This window comes from Leptolyngbya sp. KIOST-1 (assembly GCF_000763385.1).
Classification (GTDB): Bacteria; Cyanobacteriota; Cyanobacteriia; order Phormidesmidales; family Phormidesmidaceae; genus Nodosilinea.
The window spans coordinates 1,996,584-2,022,014 of sequence record NZ_JQFA01000004.1 but is presented as its reverse complement, the minus strand read 5'-3'; the positions used below and the strand labels follow the sequence as shown (position 1 = coordinate 2,022,014).

The 25,431-nt window shown below is 62.8% G+C and carries 17 protein-coding genes; 7 read left to right on the top strand and 10 right to left on the bottom strand.

Annotated elements, in window-relative coordinates; all coding sequences use genetic code 11:
• The first annotated feature begins 86 nt into the window (after positions 1-86).
• Complete coding sequence (locus NF78_RS25815) at positions 87-515, top strand: NUDIX hydrolase (RefSeq protein WP_035992965.1); 429 nt, start codon at positions 87-89, stop codon at positions 513-515.
• A gap of 181 nt (positions 516-696) precedes the next feature.
• Here NF78_RS25815 and NF78_RS25810 read toward each other — a convergent pair whose 3' ends face one another.
• Together NF78_RS25810 and NF78_RS25805 are read right to left on the bottom strand one after the other, a co-directional pair.
• Positions 697-2,256: an NADH-quinone oxidoreductase subunit M gene (locus tag NF78_RS25810; protein WP_052050964.1), complete on the bottom strand. Its 1,560-nt coding sequence runs from the start codon at positions 2,254-2,256 to the stop codon at positions 697-699.
• A gap of 100 nt (positions 2,257-2,356) precedes the next feature.
• Positions 2,357-4,210 carry an NAD(P)H-quinone oxidoreductase subunit F gene (locus NF78_RS25805; protein WP_035992963.1) on the bottom strand — a complete coding sequence of 618 codons (1,854 nt, stop codon included), beginning with the start codon at positions 4,208-4,210 and terminating at the stop codon, positions 2,357-2,359.
• Between the two features lie 529 nt (positions 4,211-4,739).
• On the opposite strand from NF78_RS25805, the gene NF78_RS28650 reads away from it, so the two are divergent.
• On the top strand, positions 4,740-7,022 hold the full coding sequence (locus NF78_RS28650) for a tetratricopeptide repeat protein (RefSeq protein ID WP_052050963.1): 2,283 nt from the start codon (positions 4,740-4,742) through the stop codon (positions 7,020-7,022).
• 45 nt (positions 7,023-7,067) lie between these two features.
• Here NF78_RS28650 and NF78_RS25795 read toward each other — a convergent pair whose 3' ends face one another.
• The 3 genes from NF78_RS25795 to hisH form a co-directional block, all read right to left on the bottom strand.
• Positions 7,068-7,556, bottom strand: a complete 489-nt coding sequence (locus NF78_RS25795) for a hypothetical protein (RefSeq protein ID WP_035992960.1) — start codon at positions 7,554-7,556, stop codon at positions 7,068-7,070.
• Positions 7,557-8,595: 1,039 nt separating this feature from the next.
• Complete coding sequence (gene rsmD, locus NF78_RS25790; protein ID WP_197064970.1) at positions 8,596-9,183, bottom strand: 16S rRNA (guanine(966)-N(2))-methyltransferase RsmD; 588 nt, start codon at positions 9,181-9,183, stop codon at positions 8,596-8,598.
• A gap of 2 nt (positions 9,184-9,185) precedes the next feature.
• Positions 9,186-9,830 (bottom strand): imidazole glycerol phosphate synthase subunit HisH, encoded by a 645-nt coding sequence (gene hisH / locus NF78_RS25785; RefSeq protein WP_035992957.1) that lies wholly within the window; start codon positions 9,828-9,830, stop codon positions 9,186-9,188.
• 260 nt (positions 9,831-10,090) lie between these two features.
• Here hisH and NF78_RS25780 point away from each other — a divergent pair, with 260 nt between their 5' ends.
• Entirely contained in the window at positions 10,091-10,663 is a 573-nt protein-coding gene (locus NF78_RS25780; protein WP_052050962.1) for a hypothetical protein, read from the top strand.
• Here the strand turns inward: NF78_RS25780 and NF78_RS25775 are convergent.
• From NF78_RS25775 to NF78_RS25760, 4 genes are all read right to left on the bottom strand, one after another.
• On the bottom strand, positions 10,644-12,254 hold the full coding sequence (locus tag NF78_RS25775; RefSeq protein WP_197064969.1) for a DUF11 domain-containing protein: 1,611 nt from the start codon (positions 12,252-12,254) through the stop codon (positions 10,644-10,646). The genes NF78_RS25780 and NF78_RS25775 overlap by 20 nt on opposite strands.
• 103 nt (positions 12,255-12,357) lie before the next feature.
• Positions 12,358-14,436, bottom strand: coding sequence for an OmpA family protein (locus tag NF78_RS25770; protein WP_035992953.1), 2,079 nt, complete (start codon positions 14,434-14,436; stop codon positions 12,358-12,360).
• The gene (locus NF78_RS25765; RefSeq protein ID WP_197064968.1) at positions 14,433-18,068 is read right to left on the bottom strand and encodes a TonB-dependent receptor; all 3,636 of its coding nucleotides are present in this window, start codon (positions 18,066-18,068) and stop codon (positions 14,433-14,435) included. The genes NF78_RS25770 and NF78_RS25765 overlap by 4 nt, the downstream gene beginning before the upstream one ends.
• Entirely contained in the window at positions 18,065-18,991 is a 927-nt protein-coding gene (locus tag NF78_RS25760; RefSeq protein ID WP_225885422.1) for a DUF11 domain-containing protein, read from the bottom strand. Before NF78_RS25760 ends, NF78_RS25765 begins: the two co-directional genes overlap by 4 nt.
• Positions 18,992-19,408: 417 nt before the next feature.
• Here NF78_RS25760 and NF78_RS25755 point away from each other — a divergent pair, with 417 nt between their 5' ends.
• The 4 genes from NF78_RS25755 to trpA all read left to right on the top strand — a co-directional run bounded on the left by NF78_RS25755 (position 19,409) and on the right by trpA (position 21,585).
• Positions 19,409-19,894, top strand: coding sequence for an MOSC domain-containing protein (locus NF78_RS25755; RefSeq protein ID WP_035992950.1), 486 nt, complete (start codon positions 19,409-19,411; stop codon positions 19,892-19,894).
• Positions 19,895-20,074: 180 nt separating this feature from the next.
• On the top strand, positions 20,075-20,320 hold the full coding sequence (gene ndhL / locus NF78_RS25750; protein WP_035992947.1) for an NAD(P)H-quinone oxidoreductase subunit L: 246 nt from the start codon (positions 20,075-20,077) through the stop codon (positions 20,318-20,320).
• A 6-nt stretch (positions 20,321-20,326) separates the two neighbouring features.
• A complete protein-coding gene (locus NF78_RS25745) occupies positions 20,327-20,629 on the top strand; it encodes a DUF3007 family protein (RefSeq protein ID WP_035992944.1) in 303 nt (100 codons plus the stop codon).
• 167 nt (positions 20,630-20,796) lie between these two features.
• Positions 20,797-21,585, top strand: coding sequence for a tryptophan synthase subunit alpha (trpA, locus tag NF78_RS25740; protein WP_035992941.1), 789 nt, complete (start codon positions 20,797-20,799; stop codon positions 21,583-21,585).
• A 63-nt stretch (positions 21,586-21,648) separates the two neighbouring features.
• On the opposite strand, the gene NF78_RS25735 is transcribed toward trpA, so the two are convergent.
• Entirely contained in the window at positions 21,649-25,329 is a 3,681-nt protein-coding gene (locus NF78_RS25735) for an EAL domain-containing protein (protein ID WP_225885421.1), read from the bottom strand.
• Positions 25,330-25,431: the final 102 nt, after the last annotated feature.

Below are 25,431 nucleotides of genomic sequence, written 5' to 3'. Positions count from 1 at the left end.
GTAGGTGCTTTACTTCTTCAGGTCTTTACCTCTTCACCTCTTCACGCCCTATTGTGTAGGCTAAATGCTTCAGCTAAGGCACTGGGATGGGCAAAAAAGAGCGAATTCGGCCAATTTCGATCTGTCTGCTGCGGCGGGGGGAGGACATCTTGGTGCATGAGAGTTACGACTCGGTGAAGGATCGGGGGTTTGCGCGACCCCTGGGCGGGGGCATTGACGTGGGGGAGACCAGCGCCGAGGCCGCGATCCGCGAAATTCGAGAGGAGCTGGGGGCTGACATTGCCGGGGTGGAGCTGCTGGGCATTGTGGAGAACATCTTTGTCTACGAGGGGAAGCCGGGGCACGAGATCGTGTTTGTCTACGACGGGCGGTTTGTGGATGAGTCGCTTTACGATCGCGAGAGTCTGGATGTCGTGGAGGGGAATCGGCAGTTTAAGGCGGTATGGCGATCGCCTGCCGCCCTCCGCGACGGCCCCCATCGCCTCGTTCCCGAGGAAATCTGGCGGCTCCTTTGACCCACCGTAACCCGATCGGTAGGGTGCATTAGGCCGTAGATCACCGTCGCCGGTGCCGATCCATCCTGCATTGGCCGTGAGGCACCATCGCGAGTATTTGGGCGGCGGGTGGGTGGCGGAGTGGGATGGGGCATTGCTGCGCTAATGCACCCTACGGGGTTGTACCCAACGGGGTTGTGGGTCATGGCAGGAGGGTGGCGACGGGGAGGGCGCTCGCTTCCTTGGGGATCACATCCAGGGGCAAGCTATCGATCGCCTCATCGGCCACCACCTCATCCAGCGGGATGGGAATCGCGGCCAGCATGCCGCTGGCGGTGGGTTCGCCCCACTTCACCAGCCAGTTGGGCTGAATGCCCAGGCACAGAATCAGCCCGGCTAGCACGTAGGCAGGGAGTTTTTCAGAAAAGGTGACCTTGGGGAAATAGGCGATCGCGTTGTCCAGCTTGCCAAAGCAGGTGCGGTTGAGCAAAATCACGAAGTACACCGCCGTCAGGCCCGTGCCGATCACCCCCAGCAGGGTCTGCACCGGGTACACCGCGTAGGTGCCCTGGAACACCAGAAACTCAGTGACGAACCCGACCAGGCCGGGGATACCGGCGCTGGCCATGCCCCCCAGCACCAGCAGAGCGCTGACCATGGGCAGGCCCCGCACCGGGTTCATCAGCCCGTTAAGCACGTCCAGCTCGCGGGTGCCCACCTTGCGCTCAATTACGCCGACCAGGTGGAAAAGAATGGCCAGGATAATACCGTGGGAGACCATCTGACTGACGGCCCCGGTCAGGGCCAGGTCGGTCATGGCCGCACCGCCCAGCAGCACGTAGCCCATGTGGCCAATGGAGCTGTAGGCCACCATGCGCTTGATGTCCTTCTGGGCGATCGCCGTAATGGCTCCGTAGAGTACACTCGCTGCCCCCCACCCGGCCAGGTAGGGAGAAAACTGGGCCCAGGCATCGGGGAACAGCCCCAGGCCAAAGCGAAACAGGCCGTAGGTACCCAGCTTGGCCAGCACCCCCCCCAGCATCATCGCCACCGGGGTACTGGCCGACACGTAGGTATCGGGCAGCCAGGTGTGAAACGGCACCAGGGGAATTTTGATGCCAAAGGCCACCAGCAGCAGCCCCAGCAGCACAAACTGCCAGCCCAGGGGCAGGTCGTGTCCCATCACAGCATGGTAGGTAAAGTCCTCGGCTCCGCTCAGCCACACCGTACCCAAAAAGCCCGCCAGCATCAGCGCCCCGGAGAGAGCGGTGTAGAGCAAAAACTTGGTGGCCGCATAGGTTTTTCTGCCGCCACCCCAGATCGCAATCAGCAGGTACAGGGGCACCAGCTCAATTTCGTACAGCAGGAAAAACAGCATCAGGTTTTGGGCCACAAAGGCGCCGGCCACCCCGGCGCTGACCAGCAGCAGCAGACTGTAGAACAGCCGGGGCCGCTCGATATCGGCGGCGCTGCTCCAGATCGCGATCCAGGTGATCAGGCTGTTGAGGGCCACCATCAGCAGCGACAGCCCGTCCAGGCTGAGTTCGTAGTTAAGGCCGAGGGCGGGCAACCAGGGCAAAAACTCGTGGAATTGAAAGCCGCCAAAGGACAGATCGAACTGGATAAACAGCCAGATCGTCCACAGCAGGGCGGTTCCGGAAACCACCAGCGCCCCGAGGCGGGCCTGCTTGCCGGTGAGGCCGGGCCAGAAGCCGATGGCGATCGCGCCGAGGAGGGGGAGGAGTAGGAGGGGGGTGAGCATGGAGGTGGGTGGGGGGTGGATGGGTGGGGGGTGGATGGGTAGGGGGTGGATGGGTAGGGGGTGGATGGGTAGGGGGTATTTGGCCTCCCTACCCCTGTCTCTAAAACAATGCCGTCAGGGCGTTCCAGTTCATCACAATGCCCAGCAGAGCGACGCCCAGGGAAATGGTCAGCACGTAGAACTGGAGCTGTCCGGTGTTGCCGTACTTGAGGGTTTCACCGCCAAAGAGAGAGGCCAGTCCCACCGCATTCACCAGGCCATCGACCACGTAGCGATCGAGCCAGTCAGTCAGGCGCGACAACAGATCCACGCCCAGCACAAAGGTATTGCGGTAGAGCTTGGGGGTATAGAAGTCGTAGGCCAGCAGGTTTTGCAGGGGCTTTTTGATCAGGCCCGCCGGATGCTCCACCACGCGGTTGACGTAGAGCAGGGTGCCGACCGCAGCGCCTAGAATGCTGGACCAGCTCAGCAGCAAAGCCATGTCTTGACTGATGTCGGCCCAGGCGGGCAGCAGCTGGAGTTGGCCCATCACCAGGGGCAGGTGCAGGGTAAAGCCTGCCACCACGGCCATGGGCAGCACAATCAGCCAGAGCGGTTCCGGGGCGCGGATTGTCATCTGCTGGGTGTTGCCGGCAAAGATCAGGCCGATCAGGCGGGCCAGGCTGAAGGCCGTCAGCCAGTTGACCAGCAGCACCAGGGCGACCAACAGCCCGCGATCGCTGCTCCACAGGCCCGAAACCAGGGCCAGCATGGCCCAAAAACCGCCCAGGGGGGGCAGCGCCACCAGCCCAGCTGCCCCAGCCACCATCGCCATGGCGGTAACCGGGCGACGACTCCACAGCCCGCCCATTTGGGTCAGATCCTGAGTGGTGACGTTGACGATGACCGAGCCTGCGCCCATTACCAGGGCGGCCATACCCAGGGCATAGACCAGGGCCAGCAGCAGGGCCGCACCGGGCTGGTGAGCCCCCACGGCAATGAACATCAGGCCCATGTAGGCGCTGCTGAGGTATGACAGCACCCGCTTGATGTCGACCTGGGCGGCGGAGATCAGCGTTGCGCCGATCGCGGTAACGGTCCCCACGGCGATCGCAAACGCACTGGCGGTAGACGACAGCGCAATCACAGGCTCCAGCTTCACCAGGATCCATACCCCGGTGGTGACCACCACCGCATTCCGCAGAATGGTGCTGGGCAGGGGGCCTTCCATGGCCTCATCTAGCCACAGGTGCAAAGGGAACTGGGCGCACTTGCTCATGGGACCAGCGATCAGCCCAATGGCGATCACGGTGATCAGGCCGGGGTCGACGCTGGCGGTCTGGGCCCAGGCCGCCAGTTCCCGAAAATCCCAGGTGTGGGCCAGGGGATAGATGGCCAGCACCCCCATCAGCAGCACCAGGTCACCCACCCGCTTGGTCAAAAAGGCATCCCGCGCTCCGGTGACCACCAGAGACTGGTTGTACCAGAAGCCCACCAGCAGGTAAGTGCCCAGGGTCAAAATCTCCAGCAGCATGTAGGAGAACAGCAGTGAGTTGCACAGCACCAGGGCGCTCATGCCAGCCTCAAACAGAGCCATCATGGCAAAAAACCGCCCCCAGCCCCAGTCCATCTCTAAGTAGCCCACGGCGTAGATCTGCGCCAGCAGGTTGAGCCCCGTAATCAGCACGCAGGCCCCCAGGGTAATGGCGGATGCCTCTAAAGGAATAATTAGATTGAGCCCGGCGACATCGAGCCAGGGGGCAAAAAAGAACTGCGGCGACGATTTACCCCAAAAAGCTAGAAACGCCAGCAGGCTATGCACCAGGGCCAGGGCCGTAGTCACAATGTTGATGTACCCCGCCGGACGCGGCCCGGTGCGGCGAATCATCGCGGGCGACCAGGGAATCGTCAGCAGCGCTCCCATCAGCGGGTATAGGGGAATTAGCCAGCTGGTCTGAGCCAGAATCGGGGTCATAGTCGAGAAATCCTTGGGCAAAAAGGACGACAATAGAGCCAGGGGGCAGAAGCAGAGACCCAACCCATTGACAAAACCACGGGAAACAATTGGTATTAGTCAATCGTTAGGTGGGTTAGATAGAGTTAGACCTATATGAAATAGAGTTTAGCCAATGCATGGTCTAAAACGGAAGGGGTAAATTGATTAAATGCAATTTGTTTTTCATTGCTGATTGATAAACTTCTATAATGCATTTCCCTGCCCCGCTGCCGCGCCGCCAGGGGAGTCCCCTCGCCGTCAGTCCTTCGCCGCCGCTCCCCAGTCCTCTCCCTAAAAACTATCCTGATGGCGCGATCGCCCTGTGAAGAGTGAGTCAGTAGCGGTGAAGCCCCCTGACGCCCCCTCAGTTGTCACCGCGCTTGCCTAGCGTGTCTTTAAATCATCAGGGGATTCAAACGTGGCCGATAATCACTGGTTGACAAGGGCTGAACGGGCCCTCGTGGTGGGGTCTGGCGTCGGTGCCGTCGCATCCGTTGCCGCTCAAAATATGGCGCTAGCGTCGGCTCCGCTGACGGTGCTAGCCGCCGTGGGTCTGCTCAACCGCACCCGCGTGGAGCAGCAGCTGGAAGAAGCGCAGGAAAAGCTGGCCCGCCAGCATCGCCAAACCGGACACCGCCTCACCAACCTGAGCAAGCAGGTGACGGCCATGCCCTCGCCCGAGGCGCTAACCAACTTTCAGCGGGCGGTAATGGATCGCAGTAACCACTCGTTTATCCGCTTTTCTAAGGAAATTAAAGATCTGCGAGCCCATGTCGATCAGCAGCTGGAGGTGCTGGCCAGCCCGGATCTGAGCAGTATTGACCGCCAGATTGGGCAGCTGCAGGAGCAGGCGGCCGCGACTCAGGCCAACTTTGAACACCTCACCACCTATGTGCAGCGGCTGGCCACTACCCCACGGGTAGAGGCGGCCGAAAACAAACTCTCTCAGGTCAAAACTGACCTCATGCAAACGCGGGTCAGCCTCGAAAACCTGCGCTCTGAAACGCGTACCCTGGTCTCCAATCTGCAGGACGCCCTGGGGCAAATTGATCGCCGCTGGCAGGAGTTACCCCAGACCAGCAATTCCAGCCAGTATCGGGCTGAAATGGGGGAAGTGGTCAAGGCGATGGCTACTCTGGTGCCCCAGTCAGAATTTAGCCAGCTAGTGGACCATGTCAAAGACCTCACCCGCCAGCAAACCCGGCTGGAGCAAGCCCTGACCAAAATTCCGGTGGGCACGGTGAGCGGTGCCCCCGCCACCCCAACCCCCAGCATTGCCGAGCTAGAGCGGCTGACCGCTGAGGTGCAGCGCCTGCAGCAGCAGGTCAGCCGTCAGGAGACCGCCGGCCATACCCAGGAGCATGTGCAGCAGGTGGTGTCCCAGTACCTGGGCCAGGTCAAGGCCCAGGTGGCGCAGCTGGAGGGGGTGACGCGATCGCTCTCGGAACGGCAGCAGCAGTTGACTAGCCAGCTGGTCACGGCCCCCGGAGACACCGCTAACCGCAAAGCCCTGATTCATCTGGCTCGCCGGGTGCAGCAGGCGGAAACCGACCTGAAGCGATCGCGCCAGGAAACCCCGCACCGGGAAACCGAACGCCAGGAACCGGTCAAAGCACCGAACCAGGCCACCCAGCCCGACTGGATTATCGATCTGCCGGTGGCAACAGGGAGCGAGCCCCAGGCTCTGCCTAGCCACCAGGCCCTGGAGGCGGCGCTGACGACCGCCACCCGGCGAGTGCTGCTGGTGTGGCCCTGGGCCAGCTACGTCACCATCGATGACTCTCTACTCCAGCGGTTTAACCAGCTGCTGGAGCGGGGCGGGCAGCTTGAAATTGGCTGGTGCCACCGGGGCGACCAGCACGACGGTCGCCTGGCCTGGCGGATTAGCCAGCGCTGGGGTACCGAGTCGAGCCAGCTGCAACTGCTGAAGACGGCCCTCAACCAGCTGCTGCCCCTGCGCGAAAACTACCCCGATCGCTTCAAGTTTAGAATTATGGGCACCGCCGAGAGCTACCTGGTCTGCGACAGCGGCAGCGGCGCCTCGGGTGAAAATACCGCAGAGCACACCTACGCCATTGTTAGCCTCAAGGCGCTGCCAACCCAGAGCGCCGTTATCCCCGACCTGGAGGCCAAGCTGCGCACCGCCGAACCCGCCGTGGTGCAGGCGCTGATGCAGCGCTTCCACGATCCAGTCATCCCCCCCGGCGATGGGATGGCTTTTTTCAATCGGGGTACCACCCGCCACGACCTGCGCGACCAGCCCGGCGCGATCAGCGACTACAGCCAGGTAATTGCCCTCCAGCCTAACCACGCGATCGCCCTCAACAACCGGGGGGTGGCCCAGCTCGAACTCAACCAGCCCGAGGCCGCCGAAGCCGACCTCAGCGAGGCAATTCTGCAGAACGGCAAGCTGTTTGCCCCCCACTGCAACCGGGGCTGGCTGCGCCTGGAGCAGCGCCGCTACGCCGCCGCGATCGCCGACTTCACCCAGGCGATCGCCCTCAAGCCCCACCTGCCGATGGCCTACGTGTACCGGGGCAGCGCCCTGCAAAAGCTGGGCGACCTGAAGGGGGCTGTGCGCGACTACAGCGATGCGATCGCCTGCGGCGACCCAATTGCCCTGCCCTACTGCTACCGCAGCGCCGCCTACCAGAGTCAGGGCGACCAGGCTCGGGCGATCGCTGACCTGGAGCGGGCCAGCGCCTACCTGGAGGCCCAGGGCGATCAGCAGGGGCTGTCGTCGGTGCAGCGCACCCTGGGTCGGTTGCAGAGCATGACCGCCAGGGCCTAGGGATGTTTTGACCTAGAGCGACTGGGCCTGGGTAGCGGCGGCCGATCAATTCCTGCGGTGAATGATCCAGCCGATGGGATCGACTAAAAACCGAACCAAGCCCTGGGTCAGAGCGCCGATTTTCACAGCGATCGGATCGCCTTTCTGCTGGCGAAGGCACTGCCCCAGCAGGTACATCAGGCCCAGCCGAGGTGCCAGAAAGAGGGCTGCCAGCAAGACCACCAGGGCCGGCGGCATTTCGCCACTGACCTCAAGCGCGGCCAGGGCACCTCCGCCCAGATCGCCCAGCAGCAGCACCAGACTCAGCCCCAGGGCCACGGTCGAGTTTTGCCAAACGCCTCGGGCCAGCCAGCTGTAAAGGGCGGCCAGGCAGAGGGCGATCGCCACGGCTGCCCCTGGTTGGGCCAACACCGTCAAGAAAGCCAGCGTTGTGGGCACGCCAACCAGCGGAGCCACACCGCTGGCTGTGCCCAGATTTACCTCCCCCAGCTCCAGCAGACCGACCAAGGCGGTGGCCACGGCAATCCAACCCATCAGCCTGCCAGCGACCCTGCAGGAAGCGGGGGCCAAAGCCCTGGCCCGATTATGTTGCCGGTGAAGTCGTTGCACGATCGGTTCCGCACAATGGAGGTGGACCTACCATAGCCAATATCCGGGGGCGATGGCAGGTGCCCCGCACCTTAAAAGATCGACTACTCGGTGCCAGCCAGGAGGCTAGAGCCAATGCTCAATCGACTGCAACGGATCCTCGCCCCCTGGTTGGGCAGTGCCGCCCTATTTTTGATTGCAGCCACGACGGGGTATGGCGCGTTTTCGTTGGCCTTCGTAACGGTAAATTTAGGTTGGGTTGGCCCCAATACCCCCGTTCCCGATGACATTAGCCGGAGTATGGTGGTGTTTTTTTGGGCATCTACCCTGGCCCTGGCCCTGCTGAATCTGGCCCTAAAGCGCGTGCCTCTGCTGCCGCTGATTGTAGCGGGCGGCATGGCCCTGACCTTTTACCTGCTGGTGCTGCTGCTGCTGGGCATGATGCAGGGCGCTCTATGGTCAGGGCCCTCAAGTGGCGGCGATCGCCTGTTGAATGGGGCGATCGCGATCTTTGCGGGTCTCAACATTCTGCTGATTCGCTACCTGCTCGTCGGCACAACCAGCGATGGGATCTATGGCCAGGCCAGGGTTGCCCTGGCGGCAGGCTCAGGGCTGCTGCTGCTCTATCTGCTGGTCCCCTGGTCAACCGGGTGGCGCTTGCTCCAGACCGATGCCGCCAGGGACCAGGCGGCGGTGGCCACCTTTGGTGCCACCTATATCGCTGCCAAAACCACCCTCCAGACCTGTCCAGCCTTCCAGCAATCCATTGGCGGTCTAGTCGAGCTGACGGTCTCGCCCCACCGGGGGACGCTCACCGACCGGCCTAACTACGCGATCGGCTCCTACTCATTTAGCTACCGTGGGCAGCGGAGTCGGGGCCGGGTCGGCATTTCGATCACCCAGACTAAGGCCACTGGCCCCAGTCCGAATGGGTCATCCAACTCTGCGGACTCGGGCCCCAGCTCTACCGATGGTCCTATCTCGGTTATCCCGGTGGACGGTCAGGCCCCCATTCAAATTCGCTGTGACACCGAGAACAAGGGGCGTAAAACGCCAGGTGGGTCGTACCGTAGTGCTTTTGCCGCACCAAGCTCAGGCCAGAAAGGACGACGGGTTCCCAGACATTGGGATTGTGTTCCACCGCCATTTCGCCCGTGGGCTGCAGTAGCTTGAGGCTGACAATCCGCTCCAGCACCGGCAGGTACAGCTCGCTGGCGTAGGGCGGATCAAAGTAAATGCAGTCGAAGGGTTGGCCGTGCAGCCGCGAGAGCTGCTTCACCACATCACCCTTGAACAGACTAAAGGTTTGGTCGCTCTGGGCCACTTTCTGCCAGTTTTCGCGGGTGATGGCGTAGGCCTCCGGTGATTTTTCAATGCCCACAACCTCAGCTGCGCCACGACACAGCGCCTCGGCCCCCATGGCACCGCTGCCCGTGCACAGGTCGAGCCAGCGGCAGCCCGCAATGCGCCCCTGCCAGATGTTGAACAGGGCCTCTCGCACCCGAGCGGCGGTGGGCCGAGTGTCGGTGCCGGGCAGGGTCTTGAGGGCGCGGTTGCCGTAGATGCGCAGCATGGCTAGGCCATCGCCACTGGGGTTTGGGCATTCACCAAGGCCACAAAGTTAGCCAGCATGGTGAGACCGGCCGGGGCCGACTTTTCGGGGTGGTACTGCATGGCCATGATGTTGTCGCGGGCGATCGCCGCCGTTACAGTCTGGCTCCCGTGGGTAGTGGTGGCCGCATTCACCGCCGGGTGGCTGGGCTCGGCGTAGTAGGAGTGCACAAAATACACCCAGTCGCCATTGGCCACCCCTTGCCACAGCGGACAGTCCGGCTGGGTCAGGGTTAGCTGGTTCCAGCCCATGTGGGGAATGGTGATCCCCGACTCCTGCTTGAACTTACGAATTCGACCGGGGATAATTCCCAGTCCCGGCTCGACCCCTTCGTCACTACCGTCGAACAGGAGCTGAAGCCCCAGGCAAATGCCCAGGAAAGGCTTGCCCGCCGCAATTTCTCGCTTAATCGGCTCAATCAATCCCTTCTCGCGCAGGTGCCGCATGGCCGGGTCAAAGGCCCCATCGCCAGGCAGTACCAGGGCATCGGCGGCCTCCAGGTCGGCCACCACATCGGTAATGGTGGGCATTGCCCCCGCCAGCGCCAGTCCCTTACAGGCCGAGTGCAGGTTGCCCATGTCATAGTCGATTACGGCAATATTGGCCATGGGATCTCCTGATCTGCTCACGTTTTTGGGCTACTGGGACATTTCCAGACTCTATCCTACCTGGGGATGGGTAGCGAGTGGATTGGTTAATGGGTAAGGGGTGGATGGGTGGGGGTCGATGTAAATTTTAAGGGCTGAGTTTTGAGTTTTCGGTGTACGAAATGCATTCAAAACTCAAAACCAACTCGCTACTCGATCATCCCCTCACTTTTCACTTTTCACTCCTCACCCCTTACCCCTCACTCCCCACCCCTCACCCCATGCTCCTCACCACCTTCGCCCCCTGGCGAGCCCACCAGTGTTCTAATGCCGCTGACGATCTGGTGGCTCACCTGCAGCAGCATCACCACATTCCCCTGGGCACCACTGTTGTGCGCCATATTCCGGTCAGTTTTGAGCTGGCCCCCATTCGGGTGGTGGCCAAGCTGGTGGAACTGCGGCCGGCGGTGGTGGTGTGCTGCGGGATGGCGGAGAAACGCCGCCACCTGCACCTGGAGCGCTACGGCAAGAACGGGGAGGACTGGCTGGCCACGGCCCTGCCCCTGGACTCGCTGCTGCTGGGCACCCATCTGACGAGCATTAGCGAGGATGCGGGCACCTATGTGTGCAACCACCTGTACCACCGACTGCTGGGGTCGATCGCGCAGCACCGCTGGCCTATCCACGCCCTCTTTGTACACATTCCGCCCCTCACCCCGGCCACCCAGCCTCTGCTAGCCTACGATCTGACGCTGATACTAAAACGGCTGGCCACTGTGACCAGCCGTACCCATGCCTTACAGAGCCTAGACTTAAAGAGCCCTAAAAACAGCCCTAATTCACGGTGGCTCTGAACCGAATCAGCCCCACCTGGTCACTGTCAACGGTGCCCACATTGACCACGACCGCCCCGTTGCCCTGGTTGACGCCACAGAACGGAGGTAACGCCGCCCCAGGGGCAATGAACTGGCCGGGGTCCCCATCGCTGGCGTTGGTGTAGGTCACCACTGGGCCTGCTGGGGACGACGGGGCGATCGCCTGAATCCCCACCCCCGGTCCGTAGGCATTGGGGTCAAAGGTCAGCCCGGCGGGAATCTGGTCGCACAGCACTACATTGTTGCTGGGCCCGACCCCTGAGTTGGCAAAGTAAACGGTGTACTCAATACCGTTGCCCGGCTCCACCTGGGGTTCGGTAATCACATCCAGCCCCTGGCCCAGACCATTGTTTTGCAGCAGCGTCAGCGCTGCACCATCGCCCACCACCTGGCCAAAGTTGGGTAGGGGCGCGGCCCCAAACAAGTTGGTGACCCGCTTAACCAGCGCCAGAGCACCGACGCCAACAGGCGGGGGAGCGGCCCGCCGAATCAAGCCAAAACCACCTGCAATTAAGTCGAGACCACCAAAATTAGTACCGTCAGTCGTTGTTGGAAAGAACGCAGTGTTGGTGAAATCTACCAACTGAGGACCTACCCCGGTGACATCAGCCGCAAACAGTGAGTAGCCAAAGATGGGCTGGGTATTTTCCGGTGCCTGAACCAGTGAGTTGATCGGGAAGAAAATACCCTGAACGTTTTGAGGTCCTACCAGGTGCGAGGGCCGAAACAGCGGCGGAACCACCGAGGCCAAATCGTCACGCCGTAACACAGCTGTCGAGATGTTGACATCCGTGCTGTTGCCCCAGGTACCGGCACCAACGTTGATCAGAGGGCCATAGGCAGTTGGGTTGCCAGCACCATCCACGGCGGTAATAGCCGCAATTTTGAAGGCGTCATTACCACCTCGCTCCAGGATTAGAAAGCCGACATCACCCTGTTGCTCGACGGGCACAGTAATGCCTGGGGCGGTAATCAAATAGTCAATACGCTCAATATTGTTGCTAGTCTCCGCACCAGTAGTTGCGGGAGGAACTACCTCCAGTTGGTTATTAAAAACGTTATCGATACCCCGATTGATAATTCTGCTCAGCATGGCCTCTTCAATGCCGCTTACCTGTCCAGGATTTAATTCAATGGTGGGCAGGTTTATGTTCAGCTGCTCAAAAAACAGGAGCTCACGGTTCGGTAAGCCAGCTCCCAGATTGCGGCGAAAGACAATTTGCTGGGCCAGACCAACGGGGGGTAGCAGATCGGCGGCGGGCTCAAACCGGTTTCCCGCTGCAATCACAGCTTCCAAAACAACGTTGGTGCCAGCCCCAAAGGAGAGGTTTGAGGTTGCTCCAAGGGCATCACAGCCGGGAAAAGCCGCTGGGTTACAGGGGGTTGTGAAAGGGGTGCCCGGGAAGTCTGCTCGAATGGCAGGCTCGTTGTTGGTGATTAGAGAGTCTACACTGACCGGGGCTGCCAGCTGGGCATAGGCAGGGGTTGCCCCACCCAGCACCCCGACCAAAGCCAGGACGACTCCAGCTACTAGACCTGCCAGCCGGGCGGTGGGGAATGGGAGAACCATCGCTTTGCTCTCCCGTAGGTCAGGTTTGGCAGACTGTTGCATAACGGGCATAGTAAGGGGTGACAAGACATGGACCAATCAGGCAGTGGCGTGGCCGGCAGCTTTACTCCAGCTGGAGGTCGGCCTCCTGGTTGACGAAGATAATTTCCAGCCCGCGCAGGTCGGTGAAGATGAACTCCACCCGGCGATCGCGGGCGAAGTCCAGCCGGGTGTTGCCCTGGCTGCGGCGCTGGGTGAGGCCAAAGGGCACAATCCGCATACGCTCGGGGGGGACCCCCCGGCGAATCAGGTAGTCGCGGGCGGCCAGGGCACGGCGCTCGCTCAGGGCCAGGTTGTAGGCGGCGCTGGCGCGGGGGTCGGTGTGGCCGTGCAGTTCCACCGTCAGGAAGGGGTATTCCAGCAGGGCGGCGGCGATCTGGTCGAGCACCCGGGCGCTCTCGGCGCTGATGTTGGAGCGATCGAGGGCAAAGTGAATGTTGCGCGGGATCTCCAGCCGCAGCGGTTCCAGCGGTGGGGGCGGCTCCACCGGAGCGGGCGGCGGTACCGGCGGGGCGCAGTTGGGCAGCTCGGCGGGGCCGTTGGGCAGATCGGGCAGGGTGCCGTCAGCGGCCAGGACGGCAGCCACGGCGGCGGGCTCTGAGGTGCCCCACTGCGGGTCACTGGCGATCGCGCTCACCCGCGTCCCCGGCGGCAGCGCCAGGCTGGCGCTAAAGGTGCCTTCGGGGCTGGCGGTGACGGTGCCTAAGGGCTCGCCCAGGGGGGCAAAGGGCAGCCCGGCGTCCGCCACCCGGTAGAGGTCAACCTCGGTGCCGGGGTCCGCAGTGCCGGTGAGCGTGACCTGGGCTGCCCCACTGACAAAGCTGTAGCTGTCAAACTGGGGGGCGTTGATGGCGGCGTTGCCGGTTTCGCGGCGGCGGTGGTGCGAGTTGCGGGGTGGGTTGGGACCATCCCCCTGTTGAAAATCCTGCACGCCAGTATTGCCCTGGGTATTGAGGTCAATGGAGAGCCCGTCTAGCCCGGCGTAGCGGTTGCCGCGAATCTGGTTGCGGTGGCTGAGGGGGTAGGCGGTCACCGTCACCCCCGGCCCCGGCTGGTAGCCGATGAAGTTGTCGCTGAGCTGGTGGTCACTGCCCATCAGATAGACAGCGGTTCGCTCAAACCGCCGCCCGTTGTACTGGATGGCGTTGCCCGAGATCTGGGTCGATCCCTCCGGCTTAAACAGATAGATGCCGCTGCCGTCGTTGGCGCAGATCAGGTTGTCGGTAATGGCGCTGGCGGCGATCGCCCCCTCCAGGCGAATGGCGTCGGGCATACCGGCCAGGCCGTTGCCAATGATGGCGTTTTCGCTTACCAGCAGGCCCTCGGCCCGAAAGCCAGTAATAATGGCGCTACCGTCGTGGTTTTGAATCCGGTTGTTGCGAATGGTGGTTTCCACGGCGTTGAAAACCGACACCCCAAAGGCCGACGGCACCGCCGGAAACTCACCGTCGGGGGGAAGACCCAGCCAGTTCTGCTCGATCACCACCCCTCGGGGCGCGGCCTCGGATTCGTTCAGGCGAAACAGGTCCAGCACCGGGCTGAGGGGGCTGGCGTCCACCGGGGGGGCCAAGGCGCTGATGAAAATATTGGCGGGCGGCGTGGTCTGGGTGGCGCGATCGCTGGTGCGAAACCCGTAGAAACTCAGCCCTCGCACCGTCACCCCATCGGCGGCGATGGTCAGGCCCCGCGCCACCTCGCTGCCCTCGGCCACCGTCAGGCTGACCACCGGGGCGGGTGGAAATTTAGGATCCAGACCGGCCTCGGCGTCGAAGCCCGCCTGGGTGGTCCCATCGATCACCAGTTCCGGGGCCACAATTTCCGGCAGCAGGTCCACCAGGGCGATGGTGGTCTGCCCCGCTGGCAGATCGAAGCTAATTCGCGATCCTTGCCCCGATGGCAGCGGCTGCACGAAGGCCCGCTCAGCCTGACTCAGCTCCTCAGGAGTCAGGCTGCCGTTGGCCAGCTCGATCGCCTCCCGCAGGGTCAGCCCCTCGTCGGGCTGCACCGGGCCATCGTCCGCGCTGGTTACCCGCAGGCTGTAGCCTGCTAGCGCCGACTGTCCCGCCACAGGGGCCACCGCCAGGGCTAGCCCCGGCACGCTCAGAGCGATCGCGCCCCATCCTATCCACCAGCGCTGCTTCATTCCTCACCTCCTGTCACTCTGGCTTCGGGTACCTGGGCCTCGGGCACTTGGGCCTCGGGCACCTGGGCCTCGGGAATCTCGATCAGGGCTGCCTCGTCCACGTAGGACTCCCGCTGCTGGGGTGGCGACACCGGCTGCACTCCAAAGCCGTTGAACAGCTGGTTCACCTTGGCGGTAATGCCAAAGTAGGGGCCGCTGGCGGAGCGATAGCCGCCGCCGCCCACAAAGGAACCGTCGTTGGCACCGCCAAAGCTGTAGCCCAGCCCCAGGCGCACATCGGGGGTGAGGTAGTAGCCCGCCTCCACGGCAAAGCCGGTCTCGTTGTAGCCCACCGCCGGTTGTCCCAGCCAGCGCACCTCAGCCCCCACATCCCAGCGGAAGGCAAACCGATAGGTAGCCCGCAGCTGGGCCAGGTGAATACTGTTGGAAAAGCCAAAGTTCTCGGCCAGATTGGCGGTGCTGTAGCGCAGCCCGTACTTGCCGTAGAACTCCCAGCGGTAGCTGGGGGCATAGATGCCCTCCAGGGACAGGGTGTGGTCCTGGGCCTCGGAACTGGTGCCCTGCAAAATGCTGTCTGGCGTACTGCCGGGGTTGCGGCGGTACTCGTAGCTAAACAGGCCGTTGAACTGGTCGCTGAACGGGTTGCGGTAGGCCAGCCCCAGGCGCAGGCTGCTGGAGTTGCCCAGGGCGTCGGTGATGGTCTGGTTGGCAAAGTTGGCCAGGTCAAACCGAGCCAGACCGGTGAGGGAATCGGTAATTCGCCCGGCCGCCGCCGCCCCCAGCACCAGGTTACTCGACCCCGGCGAGTCGCGGTACTCAATGCGGCCGCTGGCCTGCCAGTCGGGGTTGTCGGTGTACTCCAGCCCCACCGAATACACCGTAGAGGCCAAGAGCCCCAGGGAGGAGGATCCCCCCTGGCCCACGGCAAAGGGCTGGGCAAACTGCTGACCTGCCCCGGTGAGGTTAAAGCCATCGCCAAAGATGCGCTCGAAGCCAAAGGTGGCCCGCAGCCCAGGGGCCAGCACCAGCCGGTGGTTGAGGCCGATCGCCCCCTGGCCCGTAATCCCGTTGTAGCCCCCCAGCAGCGAGTAGCGGTTGGTCAGGGTGGTGTTGTCGTCCAGTTCGTAGTCCACCAGGGTGTCAAGGCTGGTGATTGACCCCGGCCCGGTGCCCCCCGACAGAAACTGCTGGGCCAGTCGCAGGCTCACTCCGGGCTGCACCGCCCACTCCAGGCCCACCGTGTTGCGGGTGGGGTAGAGGGGGTCGGTGGTGCCCAGGTTCAGCTCGCTCTGGGCCAGGGCGCTGAGGGTCTCGGTCAGCGGCAGGTTCAGCCGCGATACCAGCTGGTTGGCATTGGTTGAGGTATTGGCAATGCGATCGTCCCGGCTGCGGTTGACAAAGTCAATGCCCAGGGTGGCGCTGCCAAACTGCTGCACAATCCCGGCCCGCCACTCGGTCAGGGTGTTGTCGATCTGGCCGCCCTGGATGGCGGTTTGCCCCGGTCGCAGCAGCCCGGCGGCGGAGGTCTGAATAGCGGTGGCGGTGCCCAGGTTGCGCTCCTGATCCACCAGGGCGCGAATCTGGGTCTGCGCTCCGACCTGGGCCAGCACCTGGCCACCCCAGCGGGTCTGTCCGGGGCGAAACGTGCTGGTGGCGGTGTTGTTAAAGCCGCTGTCGGTGGAGCGGTAATAGGCCTGCCCCGTCACTCCCTCAAAGGGGGTACCGCTGAGTTCGATGCGGTAGGCGTTGCCCTGGTTGTTAGTGCCCCCGGCATTAAACGACGATCGGGCAAATTCGCCGCTCACCTGGGCCAGGTCCCCCAGGGGCCAGAGCAGGTCAAAGCCGTAGAGGGTGAAGTCCTGGGCCCCCTGGTTTTCCGTCAGCAGGGTGGCCCCCACCACGCCGTCGCCCCCGTTGGGCCGGTACTGCAACCGCCCGGCGTAGAGGCTGCCCCGTACCGAGGCATCTTCCACCTGGTAGGTCACCACGATGCGGCGCACCAGGGTCACCCCCAGGGGGTTGAGATCGACGGAGCGGATTGGCTGGTTGAACAGCAGGGTGCCGCGATCGTAATCGATGGTGTAGTCGACGCCGCGGTACAGCGGAGTGCGCTCCAGTACAGTGCCGGGCCGGTTAAACTCCTCGGCCTCGATAAACACGTTCTCACTGCCCCGCAGCACCAGTCGCCGCGACAAAAAGTAGTAGCCGCTGGTGCCATCGGGGGCGATGGTGTCGCGCTGGAAGGGCCGCACGTTGTCGGCGTACAGAGCGGTGAGCTGGAGGCCGTTGCCAAAGGTGTAGTTGCCCTTAAAGCCGTGCAGCTCGCGCACGGTGGCCGTGAACTGTTGCGACTGGCCAGCAAACTCCTGGGTGCCGTAGTCGCCCCACATGAAGTAGTCGGGCTCGGCGTTGGGCACCAGGGAGTCGCGCTGAAACCGCAGGTACAGGCTGTCGATGGAAGGGGTGAGAAAGTCGGTGGTGGAGCTGTCGCCATAGACCGGATAGGTCTGGTCGCAGGCCTGCACGTCACGGTAGAGGCTGCGGCCATCGCAGCGATCGTTGAGCCCGCGGGTGTTGTTATAGGCCCCGGTGAAAAGCCAGTCGCCCACCGCTCCAGTGGCAAACAGCCCGGTGGTAAAGCTCACCTCCACATCCTGGTTGAGGGAGTCGGGGCTGAGAAAGTCCCGGAAGCTGCCCAGCAGGTTGGTGCCGCCTCGGCCCACCCGGAAATCCACCACCCCAGAAATAATCGTGGGCCGCAGGTCGGTGAAGAAGCTGACCTGGGTGCTGGCCTCCAGCGCCGGATAGCCCTCCCCCAGGTTGGGGTCCAGCTGTCGCAGTGCCTGGGAGCTGACCTGGGCGCGCACCGTTACCGATTGGGCATCCAGGGTCGATCGCAGCTGGGCCTCGAACTGGCCGCGCCGGGCCAGGACCTGAAACCCGCTGCGATCGCGATCGTAGTCGGCTCCGACAAACTCCCCGGCACTGGTGGTCAGGGTCACCACCACATCGCCTGCCAGGGGGTCTCCCGCCGCCGTGGTGACGGCTCCCACCAGGGTCAGGGTCGATCGCCCGTTGGCCGGCACCTGAAACTCGCGAGCGGGGGTCACAGTCAGGGTGTAGGCCACCTCGACCTCTGGAGTAACAGGCCGCAGGAGCTGGGTGGGGGGAGGGTTCAGCGGCAACTGGTCGCCCCCAAAGCGAAACTCAAACAGCTCGGCATTTTCCCGGCGATTGGCCAGGGGCACTACGCCGGGATCTGCCCCGGACTCCACCGCAGGCAGCTGTCCCTGGGGCAGTACCGTGGCCGCCGCGATCGCCGCCCTAGGGTCTGTCCAGCCTGAGGCAACGGCACCCGGGGCAGGGGCCGAATTGGGCAGCAGTGGGCCAGCCTGGGAGGGCAGGGTCAGCCGCAGGGGCTCGCCGGGGAGGGAATCGCCCCCCGAAGCACCGTACACCGATCCAGTCGGGGCTGGCGATTCAGTTGGGGCTGACGAAGAGCCCGAAAGCTCCAGGTCAGCGGCTGTGCCCCCATCACCGGGAGCCGCCTCAGCCGGCAGCAGCAGGCCAAACGACCCGGCCAGGGTGGTCAGCAAACCCAACCCCAGCAAACGAGAAGACAGAGACATCATGACTGCTCCTCCCCAAAGGTTGGTGTGACGGCAAAGTTCATCCGACCCAGGCCACCGGGCGTCAGACGCACGAAGCGCGAGGCGCTGTTTTCCTCAATTCGGTAAAGGTTGGGAGCCAGGGTATAGCCGGGCAGGCTGTAGAGGTCCAGGGTGCCGACCCGGTAGCCCGGCAGCACATTGGCCAGCGAGAATAGCCCGTCGGGGTCGGTCAAGATCCGGTTGCCATCGTCCATGAAGATAACGGCATTGGGGACCCCAGGCTCCCCGGGCTGCTGCTGCCCGTCAAAGTTTTTATCCACAAACACCCGGCCTACAATCGTGCCGCAGTCGGACACAATACCGGGGCGAATGGTGAGCTGGAATGGTGCCGATACCGGCGCAAAACCCGGAGCCGAGGCCTGGGCCACGTTGCGCCCATCGCCGCGCACCGCATCGGGAGTAACCAGCACTCCGTAGGCGATCGAAACCGAAGCCCCCGGCTCTAGCGCGGGGAAGGTCAGCGACAGGCTGCTGTCGGTGGTCACCTGCTGGGCGGGCTGCAGAGGGGTGGTCTGCAGCGAGTTGGCCACGTAGATCATGCCTCGGGGTAGCTGGTCAGTCACCGTCAGCGGGGCGGCCACCCGACTGGAGGGGTTGGTCACCAGCAGGCGGTAGACAACCACATCCCCCGGTTCCGCCGCCGCCCGGTCAGCGGTCTTGACCAGACTGAGCGGCACGATGTTTTCCCCCACCCGAGTCTCGTTAGACGCTATGGTGGCGGGTCCCTGCGGACCGTCAAACTGGGCCGAGGCCTGGTTGATAAAGACTCGATTTTGAGCCTGCGCCACCGTCGAGGGTGGCCCCGCATGGCTCAGGCAATAGCTTAAAACCAGGGCCAGCAAAAACAGCAGCCCTCGGTAAAGTCGTCGCTCAATACGTCCCACACTACCCCTCTGAGACCACTCTTCACACCACGTAGCCGGGCCAACCGAGGTCAACCCATGCGTCTGCTCACTCCTGTGGGGTCAGAACCCATTGACAACCGCTAAAAAAATGTAGATGTTGCCAAACTCGGCAAATCATACCAAGGGCATCCGTAAATATACACAAAAGCTCTGTTAAGTTTTTTAAATTTGTGCTGATTTGCCTGATCGAGGGTACGGCGCAGCGCCACCTTACATCCCTTGGCGAGAGCCGCCCACTCCCCTTGGCCTGGGCTGGCGCTAGAAATTGAGCTAGAAAGTACCACAGAGGTTATATGGAATCGATAAGGACGCTCTTTGAAGATTGCCCTGGACTAGAATGGCTTCACCCCAGCCCAGGGTGTTCTCCCCTACTCCCTCAACCGGAAGCATTCGGCTATGGCCCTTGTCGGTCGCGTTGCGCAGATTAATGTTTCCGCTGGTGGGGTGCCGAAGCGATCGGTGCCCCAGGCCCAGGTCACCCTCGCTGGCCTCAGCGGTGACCGGCAGCGGAATCTCAAATTTCACGGCGGCCCCGATCGCGCCCTTTGCCTCTGGTCGCTGGAGGTGATTGAATCCCTGCGGGTCGAAGGTCACCCCATTGCCCCCGGCAGCGCTGGGGAAAACCTCACCCTGGCCGGGCTGGACTGGACAGTTCTGGGGCCGGGGCACCAACTCCAGCTGGGCGAGCAGGTGTGGATTGAGATCACTGACTACGCACCGCCCTGCCGCACCGTCATGCGCTGGTTCCGCGATCGCCGCTACAGCCGCATCAGCCAGCGCCACTATCCCGGCAGCAGTAGACTGTACGCCCGGGTGCTGCAGCCAGGGGCGCTGGCCGCAGGCGATCGCGCCCTCCTGACCCTGGACAATGGCCCGCTCTAGGGCTGGACATCGCCACCCCGACGGGCTAGGGGAACATTTGCGCCCTGGGGCGCTCCGCTGAGCGAGAACCCTTTACAATGTCCTCAGGCACAGTCTGGTCTTGGGAGTTTTTCGGCCCACGGGACCAAAGCCTGAATACGTTTCACCCCGCTGGGTTAGCGGATTTATCACGCACTTGCCATGACCCTACCGACCGCGCTATCGAGCGATTTTTTGTTGACGGCGGCCCTGTACGCCGGTATTGGCGGCCTGTACCTGCTGGTGGTCCCCCTGGCCCTGATCTTCTATGTCCGCCAGCGCTGGTATGTGGCGGGTTCGGTCGAGCGCACTCTGCTGTACGGGCTGGTGTTTGTCTTTTTCCCCGGCATGCTGCTGTTTAGCCCCTTCCTCAACTTCCGTCCTCAGCCCCGCAACCTCAAGGCTTAACGGGCTATGCGACGCATCGATGTATTGGCCATTGGCCTCGGCATCTTTCTGGCCGGGGGTGGAATGTTCCTTGGCCTGCGCCTGGCTGGGCTCGACGGCATCAACGCCGGCATCTGGAGTCAGGCGATCATGGTTGGGGGCGTGGTGGCCTGGCTGCTGAGCTACCTGTTCCGGGTCGTCACCCACAACATGACCCTCAACCAGCAGATGGAGGACTACGAGTCGGCGGTGCTCCAGCGTCGACTCGACGAGCTCAGCCCCGAGCAGCTGGCCGCCCTCCAGGAGAAGCTCGACGACGATCAGGGCTAGATGGTTCAGGTAACCCCTCTTTCTGTTAGGCGCGATCGCTGGCTCCCAGACCTTAAGCTTCAGACCATAGACTCAGTGCCCCTCTTGTCCTAGAGTGCTGTATTGGGCGAAATGTTTGCCCCAGCCCTTTGGCCAACTTCTCTGGACTAAGTCTTTGGTATCCCGCTATGGCCCTTGTTTCCGATCGCTTCCGTGACCTGCGTGCCCAGGGCAAATGCGCCCTGATCCCCTTCATTACTGCTGGCGATCCCGACCTGGAGACTACCGCTGCGGCCCTGCGGGTGCTCGACGACAACGGGGCCGACTTCATCGAGCTAGGGGTGCCCTATTCAGACCCCCTGGCCGACGGGCCGGTGATCCAGGCTGCCGCCACCCGCGCCCTGGCCAAAGGCGTCAACCTCGATGCGGTGCTCTCTATGGTGAAGGGCATGCAGCTCCAGGCTCCGCTGATTTTATTTACCTACTACAACCCCATCCTCAACCGGGGCATTGAGGCGTTTATGGCCGATATCGCGGCGGCGGGGCTGGCGGGGCTGGTGGTGCCCGACCTGCCCCTGGAAGAGGTGGAGGGCCTGCTGGCGGCGGCGGCAGCGGCGGGCATCGACGTCACCCTGCTGGTGGCCCCGACCTCGCCGGCGGAGCGGATTCAGGCGATCGCAGCCCAGGCCCAGGGGTTTGTCTACCTGGTCAGCGTCACCGGCGTCACCGGTATTCGCAGTGAGCTGCAAAGCCGGGTCAAAGACCTGATCGATGGGCTCAAGCAAACCACCGACAAACCTGTAGGCGTGGGCTTTGGCGTTTCAGATCCCGATCAGGCCCAGCAGCTCAAAGCCTGGGGGGCCGACGGCGTGATTGTGGGCAGCGCCTTTGTCAAGCGCCTGGCCGCCGATTCCCCTGAGGTGGCCCTGTCCACCATCGGCGACTTTTGCCGCCAGCTGAAGGCGGCGCTGGCTTAGGGGCTGTGATCAATTAGCCTTTGAAGGCCCGAAAACAACGGTTGCAGCCCCTAGGGCTTGGCATCAGCTCAGTTGCCACCTCTGCCCGTGCAGAGGGCGCAGATAGGAAGCCGCTGCCTCGGGTGGTTGGGGGGGGCCAAACATGTACCCCTGCATCTCGATACAGCCCAGCTCGTGGAGGCACAGGCTCTGGTCGGCGGTTTCCACTCCCTCGGCCACCAGGCTGAGCGACAGCCCCCTGGCCATGGCGATAATGGCCCTGACCATGGCCTGATCTACCGGGCTGTAGGGCAGGTCTTTGACAAAGGCGCGATCGATCTTGATGCCGTCGAGGGGGAACTGCTTTAGATGGCTGAGGCAGGAGTAGCCGGTGCCAAAGTCGTCCATGGAAATTTTGACCCCCAGCTGACGCAGATCCTGCAGCCGCTCAATGGAGGCGGTCATGTCGGCCATGGCCGCCGTTTCAGTGATTTCTAACTCCAGGCAATGGGGGGGCAGCCCCGTTTCTTTTAATACGGCAGCCACGCGGGTGACCAGGTTGGGGTGCTGGAGCTGCCGCGCCGACAGGTTGACCGCCAGGTTGACCAGGGGCAGTCCCAGCCGATGCCAGGCCATCACCTGGGTGCAGGCGGTGTGCATCACCCAGTCACCAATGGGCACAATCAGGCCATTTTCTTCGGCTAGAGGAATAAATTCGGAGGGGGTGACCAACCCCAGGGTCGGATGCTGCCAGCGCAGCAGGGCCTCCATCTGCACCACCTTGCCGGTAACCACATTCACCTGGGGCTGGTAGTAGAGCACAAATTCGTTACGCCCCAGGGCGTGGTGCAAAAACGTCTCTAGCTTGAGCCGCTGGGCGGCCTCGGTGCTCAGGCTCTGGGTGTAGAACTGGTAGTTATTGCGCCCCTGCTGCTTGGCCCGGTACATGGCCGCGTCGGCATTTTGCAGCAGGGTGGTCATATCTTCGCCGTCCTGGGGAAACAGGGCAATGCCCAGACTGGCGGTTACGTGTAGCTCATGGTTGTGCAGCAGAAAGGGGGGCCTCAGCTGGTCGGCAATGCGATGGGCAATTTTGGCGGCGTCGCTGGGGCTAACGAGGTTGGGCAAAATCAGCGTAAACTCGTCGCCGCCCCAGCGGGCTACGATGTCTTCGGCCCTCAGGGCGGCACTCATGCGCTGGGTAACCTGCTGTAGCAGCAGATCCCCCACGGCGTGGCTGAGGGTGTCGTTAATGGTTTTGAAGTGATCGAGGTCTAGAAAAATTACCGCCAGCATCTGTTCGCCCTGGCTGGTGCGGGCGATCGCCTGGGGCAGATGCAGGTCAAAAAACGCCCGGTTGGGCAGCCCGGTCAGGGTGTCGTGGTACACCTGGTAGCACATCTGGGCCTCGGTCTGCTGGCGCTTGAGGGCACCCCCCAGGCTGGCCGCCACCGCCACCAGAATAGACTCGTCGCTGGCGCTCCACTCCCACTCCTGCTGGCAGGCATCAAAGCCAATGTAGCCCCACAGCTCAGCGTCAATGAAAATTGGCACCATCAAAATCGACAGAATATTGTCCTTCAGCAGCAAGGTCTGCTCGGCCCGAGGCAGGTGCCGAGTTAGGGCGCAGATCGACTGATTGGCCTGAAAGGCCTGGTACCACCGCTCTACCCCCAAATCCCGATAGCTCTGATCGTGCCAGTGGGGCTGATCCATGCTGGGAGGAATGTTGGCGTTGGTCCACTCGTAGCGCAGGGTCATGGCCGGTTCCCCCGTTACTGACTGGGGATGGTGGGTGTAGACGTAGGCGCGATCGGCGGTGGCAGCTTCCCCCAGGCGGGCCAGCACCTGGGGAATCGCCTCGTTGACGTTGGCGGTGGTGAGCAGGCACTGGCTGGCCTGGGCAACCCCCTGAAGCAGGCGATCGCGGCGCAGAATCGCGGCTTCCCCCCGCTTGCGATCGGTAATGTCTTCGACGGTGCCCTCGTAGCCAATCAGCACCTGGCGATCGTCGTAGATGGCCCGCGCCGACTCCGAAATCCAGATCACGGCCCCATCTTTGCGGTACACCTCAGACTCAAACCCCAGCACCGAGCCGCTGGCCCAGATCAGGTCGATAAATTCCTGCCGCCGACCGGGCTGCACGTAGAGTTGCCGATTAATATCGGTCAGATTTTGGATCAGGTCCTGGGCCGAATCGTAGCCATAGAGTCGGGCCAGCATTGGGTTGGCGGTCAGGTACTGGCCCTGGGGGGTGCTCTGAAACATCCCTTCGACGGCGTTTTCAAAGATGCTGCGATACTTGGCCTCAGCCCGCTTTAGCGAAAGCTCGGTCTGCCGCCGCTCCAGGGCCAGGGCTAGATCGGCCGTGACCACCCGCAGCAGGTCAATTTCGCCTTCACCCCAGCGGCGGGGCTCGGCGCAGTTACTAAAGCCCATCACCCCCTGTAGCCGGTTTTGCAGGAACAGGGGCAGCAGCAGCAGCGACTTAACCTGGCTGGGCGCACTGCCCAGCACCTGACGCTGAAGCTCAGAAAAGTCGGCTTCGACCAGGTTAATAATCTGTCCCTGGGCCAGGGTGCCGTACCAGTCAGTAAAGAGCGGATCGACAGGTAGGGTCTGAAAGTTGGGATCGCTGGCTGTCGGCGGCACCCCAGGGGCCGACCATTCTACCCGCTGTAGCAGGCAGGCCTGGGTATCGGGGAGACGGCGATCGCCCTGGGATTCACGGCCCGTCTGCAGCTCGTAATAGTAGACCCGACTGGCCCCAGAGATCTTCCCTAGGGCGGCAAAAATTTGGGTGATGGCCTGCTCCTGCCAGCCCCACTGCCAGGCCAACAGCTGGCGCTGAATCTCGGCTAGAGTCGCCAAAACCTGCTCTCGGCGTCTGAGGGTTTGCTGGTCGGTAATCTGCTGGGTGACATCCTCAAAGGTGCACAGCACCCCAACCACGCTACCCGTGGGGCCGCGCATGGGCATGCGGCTACAGTCCACCCAGCCCTGCTGGCCGTTGGGGTAGGTCTGGGGCTCAATGGCGTGGAGATCAGCGACGCCTTGGGCCATCACCAGGCGATCGCGGGCGGCCCGGTAGGCCGCATCTTCGGCGCTAAGGCAGGGAAAACTGGCGTCGGTGCCGCCCACAATATCGGCGGGGGACGCAAGCCCCATGGCCCTGGCAAAGGCCTGGTTGCAGCCCAAGTAGCGACCCTGGCTATCCTTCCAAAACAGGGGCTGAGGAACGCTGTCGAGCACCAGTTCCAGCAAGTCTTCCCGAGCCTCCAGGGCCTGCTCCACCTGGCGCAGGGTGGCCTCCGTCTGCTTCAGCGGTGTAATGTCGGTAATAAAGCCTTCAATGCCGACGATCGCGCCCTGGGCATCTACCGTTGGGGAGCCCTTTTCCCACACCCATTTCACTTCGCCGCTGCGGGTGCAGATGCGGTACTCCACCTCATAGGACTGCCCCCGCTGGATGGCCTGGCCAATGCTGTCGATCACCAGGGGCAGATCTTCGGCATAGGTAATGGTGTTGTACGATACTGTCGTCCTGGGGTCGAGCAACTCCGCTGGTGCATAGCCGGTCAGCGAGCAGCAGCCAGCACTGAGGTAACGCATCGACCAGCCAACGTCGCTATCGGCCTGAAACACAATCCCCGGCATCACATCAATTAGGCGCTGGGCGGTGGCGGGGTGACTGGACGACGCAGGGGTTCCAGACTGATCTGGCCAGCTGTTGTGACTGAGCAGCGTCAGGGTAAGCCAGTACAACAGTGAGGATGGGGCAGAAACAGGGTGAGCCGGACGATCAGCAACTATGGGGCATGGACGATAGGATTCAGGATCGTGCATAGGTCATCGGCATAGCAGGGT

Excerpts from the sequence above, each read along its gene's own strand:
- NF78_RS25745 (WP_035992944.1), top strand. The coding sequence starts at position 20,327 with ATGCGACGCATCGATGTATTGGCCATTGGCCTCGGCATCTTTCTGGCC.
- NF78_RS25780 (WP_052050962.1), top strand. The coding sequence starts at position 10,091 with ATGCTCCTCACCACCTTCGCCCCCTGGCGAGCCCACCAGTGTTCTAAT.
- NF78_RS25810 (WP_052050964.1), bottom strand. The coding sequence starts at position 2,256 with ATGCTCACCCCCCTCCTACTCCTCCCCCTCCTCGGCGCGATCGCCATC.
- hisH (WP_035992957.1), bottom strand. The coding sequence starts at position 9,830 with ATGGCCAATATTGCCGTAATCGACTATGACATGGGCAACCTGCACTCG.
- NF78_RS28650 (WP_052050963.1), top strand. The coding sequence starts at position 4,740 with ATGGCGCTAGCGTCGGCTCCGCTGACGGTGCTAGCCGCCGTGGGTCTG.
- NF78_RS25805 (WP_035992963.1), bottom strand. The coding sequence starts at position 4,210 with ATGACCCCGATTCTGGCTCAGACCAGCTGGCTAATTCCCCTATACCCG.
- ndhL (WP_035992947.1), top strand. The coding sequence starts at position 20,075 with ATGACCCTACCGACCGCGCTATCGAGCGATTTTTTGTTGACGGCGGCC.
- trpA (WP_035992941.1), top strand. The coding sequence starts at position 20,797 with ATGGCCCTTGTTTCCGATCGCTTCCGTGACCTGCGTGCCCAGGGCAAA.
- NF78_RS25815 (WP_035992965.1), top strand. The coding sequence starts at position 87 with ATGGGCAAAAAAGAGCGAATTCGGCCAATTTCGATCTGTCTGCTGCGG.
- NF78_RS25770 (WP_035992953.1), bottom strand. The coding sequence starts at position 14,436 with ATGAAGCAGCGCTGGTGGATAGGATGGGGCGCGATCGCTCTGAGCGTG.
- rsmD (WP_197064970.1), bottom strand. The coding sequence starts at position 9,183 with ATGCTGCGCATCTACGGCAACCGCGCCCTCAAGACCCTGCCCGGCACC.
- NF78_RS25765 (WP_197064968.1), bottom strand. The coding sequence starts at position 18,068 with ATGATGTCTCTGTCTTCTCGTTTGCTGGGGTTGGGTTTGCTGACCACC.
- NF78_RS25795 (WP_035992960.1), bottom strand. The coding sequence starts at position 7,556 with ATGGGTTGGATTGCCGTGGCCACCGCCTTGGTCGGTCTGCTGGAGCTG.
- NF78_RS25775 (WP_197064969.1), bottom strand. The coding sequence starts at position 12,254 with ATGGTTCTCCCATTCCCCACCGCCCGGCTGGCAGGTCTAGTAGCTGGA.
- NF78_RS25755 (WP_035992950.1), top strand. The coding sequence starts at position 19,409 with ATGGCCCTTGTCGGTCGCGTTGCGCAGATTAATGTTTCCGCTGGTGGG.